This is a genomic window from Mesorhizobium sp., assembly GCF_004962925.1.
Taxonomy (GTDB): Bacteria; Pseudomonadota; Alphaproteobacteria; order Rhizobiales; family Rhizobiaceae; genus Mesorhizobium.
The window spans coordinates 2,008-9,757 of record NZ_SUEO01000027.1; the positions used below are offsets into that span (position 1 = coordinate 2,008).

9 protein-coding genes are annotated in these 7,750 nt (G+C 61.6%); 5 read left to right on the forward strand and 4 right to left on the reverse strand.

From position 1 onward, the window contains the following. On the forward strand, positions 1-353 hold a 353-nt coding region (locus tag E5W87_RS08635; RefSeq protein ID WP_292395958.1), incomplete at its 5' end, for a GFA family protein. 46 nt (positions 354-399) lie between these two features. Here the strand turns inward: E5W87_RS08635 and E5W87_RS08640 are convergent. Next, positions 400-1,908, reverse strand: coding sequence for a winged helix-turn-helix domain-containing tetratricopeptide repeat protein (locus E5W87_RS08640; protein ID WP_292395961.1), 1,509 nt, complete (start codon positions 1,906-1,908; stop codon positions 400-402). A 135-nt stretch (positions 1,909-2,043) separates the two neighbouring features. Between E5W87_RS08640 and E5W87_RS08645 the strand changes: the two genes are divergently transcribed. From E5W87_RS08645 to E5W87_RS08660, 4 genes are all read left to right on the forward strand, one after another. Next, the gene (locus E5W87_RS08645; RefSeq protein ID WP_292395964.1) at positions 2,044-2,292 is read left to right on the forward strand and encodes a DUF1127 domain-containing protein; all 249 of its coding nucleotides are present in this window, start codon (positions 2,044-2,046) and stop codon (positions 2,290-2,292) included. A gap of 14 nt (positions 2,293-2,306) precedes the next feature. After that, positions 2,307-3,473 (forward strand): MFS transporter, encoded by a 1,167-nt coding sequence (locus tag E5W87_RS08650; protein WP_292395967.1) that lies wholly within the window; start codon positions 2,307-2,309, stop codon positions 3,471-3,473. A 92-nt stretch (positions 3,474-3,565) separates the two neighbouring features. Further along, the gene (locus tag E5W87_RS08655; protein WP_292395970.1) at positions 3,566-4,123 is read left to right on the forward strand and encodes a cysteine hydrolase family protein; all 558 of its coding nucleotides are present in this window, start codon (positions 3,566-3,568) and stop codon (positions 4,121-4,123) included. Between the two features lie 159 nt (positions 4,124-4,282). Then, complete coding sequence (locus tag E5W87_RS08660) at positions 4,283-5,572, forward strand: acyl-CoA dehydrogenase family protein (protein ID WP_292395974.1); 1,290 nt, start codon at positions 4,283-4,285, stop codon at positions 5,570-5,572. Positions 5,573-5,783: 211 nt separating this feature from the next. On the opposite strand, the gene E5W87_RS08665 is transcribed toward E5W87_RS08660, so the two are convergent. From E5W87_RS08665 to E5W87_RS08675, 3 genes are all read right to left on the reverse strand, one after another. Then, on the reverse strand, positions 5,784-6,452 hold the full coding sequence (locus tag E5W87_RS08665; protein WP_292395977.1) for a DUF2076 domain-containing protein: 669 nt from the start codon (positions 6,450-6,452) through the stop codon (positions 5,784-5,786). A gap of 13 nt (positions 6,453-6,465) precedes the next feature. After that, positions 6,466-7,182, reverse strand: coding sequence for a Bax inhibitor-1/YccA family protein (locus E5W87_RS08670; RefSeq protein WP_292395981.1), 717 nt, complete (start codon positions 7,180-7,182; stop codon positions 6,466-6,468). 21 nt (positions 7,183-7,203) lie between these two features. Next, a partial coding sequence (locus E5W87_RS08675; RefSeq protein ID WP_292395983.1) for an anti-sigma factor occupies positions 7,204-7,750 on the reverse strand: 547 nt, incomplete at its 5' end.

Genomic DNA, 7,750 nt, shown 5'->3' on the forward strand with positions numbered 1-7,750 from the left:
GAATTGTGGCGTCGGGACTCCCATACCGGGTAGGCCTTTGTCATTGTCTCGACTGCCGCAAGCATCATGGGGCCCTTTTTCACCCTTCCGCGGTGTTCCCTCAGGATGCGGTGACGATCGATGGCGAAACGCGCGACTACGCCGGGCGGTTTTTCTGTCCCCGCTGCGGCTCGACCGTTTTCGGACGCACCGCAGACGAAATCGAAGTGAACCTGGGGTCCCTGGATGCCCCCGACCAGCTGATGCCAACCTACGAAAGCTGGATCATCCGTCGCGAGTCCTGGTTGCCGCCGTTTCCGTTCACGAGACGATACGAGCGCGATCGTGACGCCACGAGTCGCTTTGAGGAATAGGTCGCATGAATGGTGCCGAAAGCGTTTGGGAGGTCACGCCGGCGCGTCACTCCGGAAGGCCGGCCTTGCGGTAACCATCTATGAAATGCTCAAGCGTCGCAGCGTCGCGGAACGGCTCCGTCGTGGCCCAGTGGCGGGTTGTGAAATGCGGGTTGCCGACGAGAAACAGCTCGACCTCTGCGTGCGCCTCGTCGAGCCGGCCGAGTTGGGCAAGGCTCGCCGCCAGGAAACGGCGTGAGCTTGTACGATAGGTCTCGTCCATGCGCAGTGTCTCGACAGCGGCTTCGTATTCGCCGGCCGCATATTGCGCCTGGCCGAGCGTCAAATAGTACCAACTTGCCGGAAACGGATTCAGCCGGAACGCCTTGCGAATGTGCTCAAGCCCCTCCCCGACACGTCCGGCCAAGGTCGCGATGTCGGATAATGCAGCCCAGGCATCGGCCTCATTCGGGTCGAGCTCGATCGCCTTGGCGAATTCCGCATCGGCCTTGGCGAAGCTGCGCTCATAGGCAAGCAGGTAAGCCAAAACCCAGCGGCAGCCGGCATCGTTGGGGTCGATCGCCACCGCTTTGCGCGCCAGTTCCAAAGCAACGCTACGGGATGTTTCGGTTGGTCCGCCAGAATGCACCCATCCCATCCAGTGATTCATGGCAAGCCAGCGATAGGCCTCGGCATATTCCGGATCGAGCGAAATCGCGCGGGTGAGCATCAGATGCGCTTCCTGCGCCGTCTGCGGCGAATCATCCATCAGCTTGCGCGCCCGCACGCAGAGATCATAAGCCTCGAGATTTTTAGGCCGATTGCGCGGCGGCGGTGCACGCAGTCGGCCGAGTAACGCCTCCACGATCTTGCCGGTGACCTCGTCCTGAACGGCAAAGACGTCTTCCAGGCTGCGATCGAAGCGTTCCGCCCACAGATGATCGCCACTCACCGCGTCGACCAGCTGTGCGTTGATACGCACACGCCCCGCGGCGTGTCTTGCGCTACCCTCCAGCAGGTAGCGCACGCCAAGGTCCTGTGCGATCCCGCGCACGTCCGTCGCCTTGCCTTTGTAGGCAAAGACCGAGTTGCGTGCGATGACGAACAGGCCTGATATCCTGGACAGGTCGGTGATCAGGTCTTCGGTCAACCCATCCGCGAAGGATTCCTGCTCGGGATCGTTGCTGATGTTAACAAAGGGCAGCACCGCTATCGACGGTTTGCCGGGCAGCGGCAAGGGTTTTCGCTTCGCGCCACCGAGCTGTTCGATGACCCCCGTGAACCGGTAGCCGACGCGCGGAACCGTGGCGATCCATTCACCGCCGTCGGCGGCGGGACCAAGCAGCTTCCGCAGCTGCGCGATCTGGACGGTGAGGTTGCCCTCCTCGACGGCAGTGCCCGGCCACGCCGCGTCCATCAACTCGGCCTTCTCAAGGATTTCGCCGGGCCGTTCGACGAGCGCCGCAAGCAACTTCAGCCCGCGATAGCCGACGGCAACGGGGAGATCGTTCCGAAGGAGTGTTCCCGCACCTGAATCAAGCACGAACGGACCAAAGGCAAAGCGCGATCCCTGCATGCGGCGCATCTATAGCCGATTTGGAAGTTTTGAGAACTATTTGGGAGAGCTTAATTACGACGCTGTTTGTATCGTGCAGAATTCAACCTCTTTCAGGTCGAGGGTCCCGGACCCTCAAACCATATGGAGGTTGCCATGAACGATACCCTTGCATCGGTGCCGCATCAGGCAGCGCGGCCGGGAACGCCCGTGGGGCTGGCGGAAGTGTCGCGTCGGCACCTGACGACCCTGCGGAGCAATATCGCGACCTGGCGCGAGCGGACACGCTTTCGCTCGCAACTTAAGCAAATGTCGAAGGACGATCCCCACTTGATCGACGATATCGGTCTGACGAGACAGCAGGTCGAGGAAGAGATCGCCAAGCTGCCCTTCTGGCAACGATAAGGCGAATGACCTGCATGACTGCCGAAAGCACGACATCATCGCGACAGGATCGGATGCCATGGGCTGCGATGGCGGGCATCATCGCGACCGTCACGGTGTTCGCGCTGGCACAGGGGCTGACCTATCCGCTGCTCAGCTTCATTCTGGAGCGGCAGGGAACGACATCAGGTCTGATCGGCTTGTCGGCCGCGATGACGCCGCTGGGTTTCATCGTATCCGCGCCCTTCGTTCCGGCGCTGGAGAGGCGCGTGGGCGCGGCGCGGCTTGCGATCCTGTGTTCGATCCTGGCAGCGCTCGCCCTGATCGCGATTGCCTTGACGCAGGAAGTCTGGGCCTGGATGCCGCTGCGCTTCCTGCTCGGCTTCTTCGCCAATCCGCTTTACGTGATCAGCGAGACCTGGCTGATCTCGATCACGCCCGCGTCACGCCGCGGCCGCATCATGGGCCTCTATTCATCGATCGTTTCGGGTGGCTTCGCCATCGGCCCCCTGTCGCTTGGCCTGGCGGGCACGCAGGGTTGGCCGCCCTTCATGATCGGCATCGTGGCCTTCCCTCTCTGCGGCCTGATCGTGCTTGCGGTCGTGCCGCGCCTGCCGAAGATGCCGCATGAGGGCGAGGCGATATCGGTCGGCGGCTTCTTCGCACTGGCGCCGCTCCTATTGTTCGCGGTTTTCGCCGCAGCCGCCTTCGAGCAGGTCGTGATCTCCTTGTTTGCGGTCTATGGCGTCGCGCTCGGCAGCACCGAGGGGCGCATCGCTTCGCTGATCGCCTCTTTCACCGCAGGCAATGCCGTGTTGCAGATTTTGCTCGGGCGCGTGGCCGAACAGTTCGGCTCGACGCGGACCATGTTATTCTGTGTCCTGGCTTCGCTGGCCGGATGCCTGCTGCTGCCGTCGATCTTCAACTCGTGGCTCATCTGGCCGCTCGTTTTCGTCTGGGGCGGAGTCTCTTTCGGGATCTACACCATGTCGCTGATCCAACTCGGAGAGCGTTTCACCGGTCAAGCCTTGATCGCCGGTAACGCGGCCTTCGCGTTCGTGTGGGGCATCGGCGGCATCGTGGGTTCGCCCGCTACAGGACTGGCGATGCAACTGATCGGACATCAGGGGCTGCCATCGTTCCTTGGCCTGCTGTGCTGCGCACTGGCGGTGTTTCTGATGGCGGAGAGGAGGCGGGTCTGATCGAGGCACTTGCGTCTCTAGATCGCTTTGACACCTACCAGGAGAAACGACCCGGTCACAAATCTGCATTCAGCGCTTCATATAGCTCGACGATGACCAAACGCTGCCTCATTGTCATCGATCTGCTGAATGAGTATCTCGACCTTTGGGAAGCAGATAAAGCCGATCGACTGGTTCAGAATACCAATCGGTTGGTGAGGGCTTTCAGAAGTTTACAGCTCTCGGTGATCTGGGTTCGGCAGGAGTTCCGTTCGGATCTCAGCGACGCATTTCTTGAAATGCGCGACAAATGTATCGCCGTTACAATTCAGGGCACGAGAGGTGCCCTGCCTCACGCTGGGCTCGATTGGCAGCCAAGCGATGCGACGATAGTCAAGAAGCGCTACAGCGCGTTCTTCAAGACGGGACTTGACGAGCTACTGGCTGAATTTGGTGTCGGTGAACTGGTTCTATGCGGCATCAATACACACGCCTGCATCCGCGTATCTGCGGTGGACGCCTATCAACGAGATTTCCGAGTGGTTTTGGCCGAGGAATGCGTCGGCTCCTACGACGCAGAGCACGCGCGCATTTCCCTGGATTACATGAACGGCAAGATCGCCAAAATAGCGACTGTTTCAGAGATCGTTGCAGCTCTCAGTAAGACCTAGTGAACGTCTGAAAGGCACCGCACCCTTGCCGTCGGAGGTCATGTATCGAGTCACGGGACGGCAGCTCCCTGTTTCGGATGTAACCGAATTCCCCTCCTCGTGAAATTGTCCGGTAGTCCGCTGCTCCGACCATCGCGCTCCGGAAGTCAGGAGGACCCGATGGACAGTTACGACGTCGGCAATTGTTTCGCTACCGAGCGCCACAATCGGATTCGGGACCAGGCACGGGCCTTTGCGGAGGCCGAGATTCGGCCCCGTATATCCGCCATGGAAGCCGCGCGGTCTGTTGACCATGATGTATCTCGGCTGATCGCCCGCCAGGGCTGGATCGGCATCACCATCGGCAAAGAATTTGGCGGCTTGGGTCTCGGACACCTGGCCAAGACCATCGTCATCGAGGAAATCTCGCGCGTCAGCGGTGCCATGGGAGCGATGGTGCAGGCCTCGCAGCTAGGCGTCGCGAAAATTCTCCATTTCGGCAACGAAGCCCAAAAGCGGAAATGGCTTCCGGCCATCGCCAAGGGGGAATGTCTGCCGACCATTGCCGTAACCGAACACGAGTCCGGCAGCCACGTGCTCGGCATGGCATCCAACGCCGAGCGCGACGGGGACGCCTATATCCTCAACGGCCACAAGACGTATGTCGGCAATAGCCATGTCGGCGATCTGCATGGGGTAATCGTCCGAACCGGAAGCGGCTCGAAGGGTCTGTCCGCGTTCCTCGTAGAGGCGGATCGCCCCGGCTTCGCACGCGCCGCACTGAAGCCCGCGATGGGCTTGCACGGCTTCGGTTTTGGGGAACTTGTCTTCGACAACTGCCGGATCCCTGCTGAAAACCTGCTCGGCAAGGAGGGCGACGGCCTGGCTGTGGCCTATTCTTCCAGCATCCTCTACGGGAGGCCCAACCTGACCGCCGTCGCGCTCGGAATCCACCATGCGCTTGTCGAGGAGACCGTGGCATTTGCCGCGCAGCAGCACCGTTACGGCAGCCCACTTTGCGAACTTCCCACCATCAAGCAGAAACTCGGCCAGATGCAGTCGCGGCTGATGACCGCCCGGCTCGCCGCCTATCATGCAGTGCATATGCTGGACCGCGCCCTGCCTTGTGACGCTGAACTGATAAATGCCAAGCTGATCAACGTCGAGTACGCCTTGGATTCGGCCCGCAACGCCATGGAAGTGCATGCCGCTTGTGGATTGTTCGCCGACCGGCCGACCGAAAGATTGCTGCGGGATGCGCACCACATCTTCGCGCCGGCGGGCACCTCTGACGTGCAACTCCTCAGGTTGGCAGAGTTCGCCCTAGGCACCTCGAAGACACAGTGGTCACGGCGGCTTGCTTCGCCGGCTGGGTCGCAGGCGTATCTTCACCATGAATGCCCGGTATCCTACCAGCACTCTCCAGCTTCGCGCGATGCAGCCACCAGCGACAGACTCGTATCAGCCTGACCTTTACCATGCCTTCTACCCTCCCCGGCGCTTCCAACTGAGATCGATGCGCGAAAGAGCTCCGAACTCGTGCGATCGACCAAGCCGAGGCAGCGTCATATTTTCCCACGGCGCCGTCCATGAGACCGTCAGCAGGCCGGCTGCCAACGGCCGACGAGCCATTAGCATATGTCGTGTGGTCCGAGGCCGGACCCACCCGCACCGCGCATGCTCAGAATTCAACGTCGCCGAAATCACCACCGCCATCGGAGCCGGCATCGTCTGCTTGGTCGGCTTGGTCTGGCTGTGGTGCCGACGGTTCGGCTGCCTGGGCTTCGCTTTCGCCAAACATGCCTGCGATCGCGTTGCCGAGAAGCACGCCGCCCGCCACGCCCATCGCAGTCTGCGCGGCTCCGGCGAGGAAACCGCCGCCTGCCCCTTGTCGATCACTGCCAGAAAGCGGCTGCTCCGGCGCAGCGGCAGCGGTGCGCCCGACCCGCGGCACCGAGCCCGAGCGCCTGGCTCCACCGCCGAAGAGGCCGCCAAGCAATCCGCCGCCAGCAGGCTGCTGCTGTGCCTGTTGTTCCAGTTCCTCAATGCGCGACTGTGCCGCGTTCAGGGCCTGCTCTTGCACGACGATTGTTTGCGCCATGTAGTACGGCGCGGCGGGCTGCCGGGCAATCTGATCGTTGATCAAGCGTTCCGCTTCGGCATCGCGCGGCGGCGTCTGTCGCTCGACGTTCGCAAGTTTCTCGAAAAGATTGCCGATCGCCTGCTGGTCGTTCCTGTCCATGGAAGCAACTCCGGTTATCCAGGCGCGCCGCGTCCAAGAGATTCCGCGGCGCGCTTTAAGTCTCTGTTTAATGCATGTCGCTGCTCGAGCCGCTGCCGCGACATGCATTGATTTGACGCCGCTATTCGCGCTCACCGGTGAAGTTCAGCAGCAGCTGGAAGATGTTGATGAAGTTCAGATAGAGTGAGAATGCACCGAAGACGGCTAGCTTCTGCTGCGATTCCGCACCGAAGTTTTCCGCAAACTGCTCCTTGATCGTCTGCGTATCCCAAGCGGTGAGACCGATGAAGACGGCGATGCCGATCACCGAGATGGCGAACTGGAGCGCGGTCGAGCCGAGGAAGATGTTGACGATGCTGGCAATCACCACGCCGATCAGGCCCATGATCAGGAAGGACGAGAACTGGGTCAGGTCGCGTTTGGTCGTGTAGCCGTAAAGGCTGGTCGCGCCGAACATGGTGGCGGCGATGAAGAAGGTGCGCGCGATGCTCGTGCCGGTGAAGACCAGGAACACGGAGGCCAGAGACAGGCCCATGACCGCACAGAATGCCCAAAACATCGCCTGAGCGCCGGCCGCCGACATTGTCTGCATCTTGAACGAGAACAGCATCACGAAGGCGAGCGGCGCCAGCATCACCACCCATTTCAGCGGAGTGGAAAAGATCGGCACGTAGAGGGCTGGCGTGGAAGCCACCACGAAGGCGATCACGCCCGTAACGACGAGGCCGACTCCCATGTAGTTGTAGACGCGCAGCATGTGCTTGCGCAGGCCTTCGTCGAAGACGGCCCCGGTTTGGGCTCCGATGCCCGTGCGGTATCCTAGATTGGGGGTGTTCATGCGAGTTCTCCTTGGTGAGGGTCAGTAAAGCGTTCTCGCGAGCGTCTCGGCGGTGCGATCGAGATCGCGGATACCGCTTCGGGCGACGACCGCGTAGGCGACTTCGCCGATCTGGAAATAGGCCGAGGAAATTTCGCCCGAGGGGGCGACGGTCGGCTTGACCACATCGAACGTTCCGGGCCTGATCGCGAAGAGCGAAACCAGTCCCAGGTCCCTTGTTTCGACAGCCATCTCGACGCTCGGGCCGAACCGCGACGGATAGATCTGCACGTCACGGACCTTCCAGTCCTTCGGCAGCGACGGCATGACGATCGCCGTGGCGGCGCGGATTTCGTCCGCATTGTAGTCCGGCGCTTCAGGTTGGGATGACATGGCCTCGCGCATGATCGTCGTCCCATGTGCCCGGATCGCCTCCTCCAGATAGGCGGGCGGCTGTGTCGAGGCGACGACCTTCGTCACCGATATCGGCCCGACGATGCCGTTCGCCAACCAGCCCGCGGCCAGCAGGACTGCGACTGCCGCAGCCCGGCGCAACGTGCCTAAAACGCGACCCCGGGCTGGCCCGGGG

What these genes read in the sequence shown, in the direction of transcription:
- E5W87_RS08640 (WP_292395961.1), bottom strand. Translation starts at nt 1,908, where the DNA reads ATGCAGGGATCGCGCTTTGCCTTTGGTCCGTTCGTGCTTGATTCAGGT.
- E5W87_RS08645 (WP_292395964.1), top strand. Translation starts at nt 2,044, where the DNA reads ATGAACGATACCCTTGCATCGGTGCCGCATCAGGCAGCGCGGCCGGGA.
- E5W87_RS08650 (WP_292395967.1), top strand. Translation starts at nt 2,307, where the DNA reads ATGACTGCCGAAAGCACGACATCATCGCGACAGGATCGGATGCCATGG.
- E5W87_RS08655 (WP_292395970.1), top strand. Translation starts at nt 3,566, where the DNA reads ATGACCAAACGCTGCCTCATTGTCATCGATCTGCTGAATGAGTATCTC.
- E5W87_RS08660 (WP_292395974.1), top strand. Translation starts at nt 4,283, where the DNA reads ATGGACAGTTACGACGTCGGCAATTGTTTCGCTACCGAGCGCCACAAT.
- E5W87_RS08665 (WP_292395977.1), bottom strand. Translation starts at nt 6,452, where the DNA reads ATGCATGTCGCGGCAGCGGCTCGAGCAGCGACATGCATTAAACAGAGA.
- E5W87_RS08670 (WP_292395981.1), bottom strand. Translation starts at nt 7,182, where the DNA reads ATGAACACCCCCAATCTAGGATACCGCACGGGCATCGGAGCCCAAACC.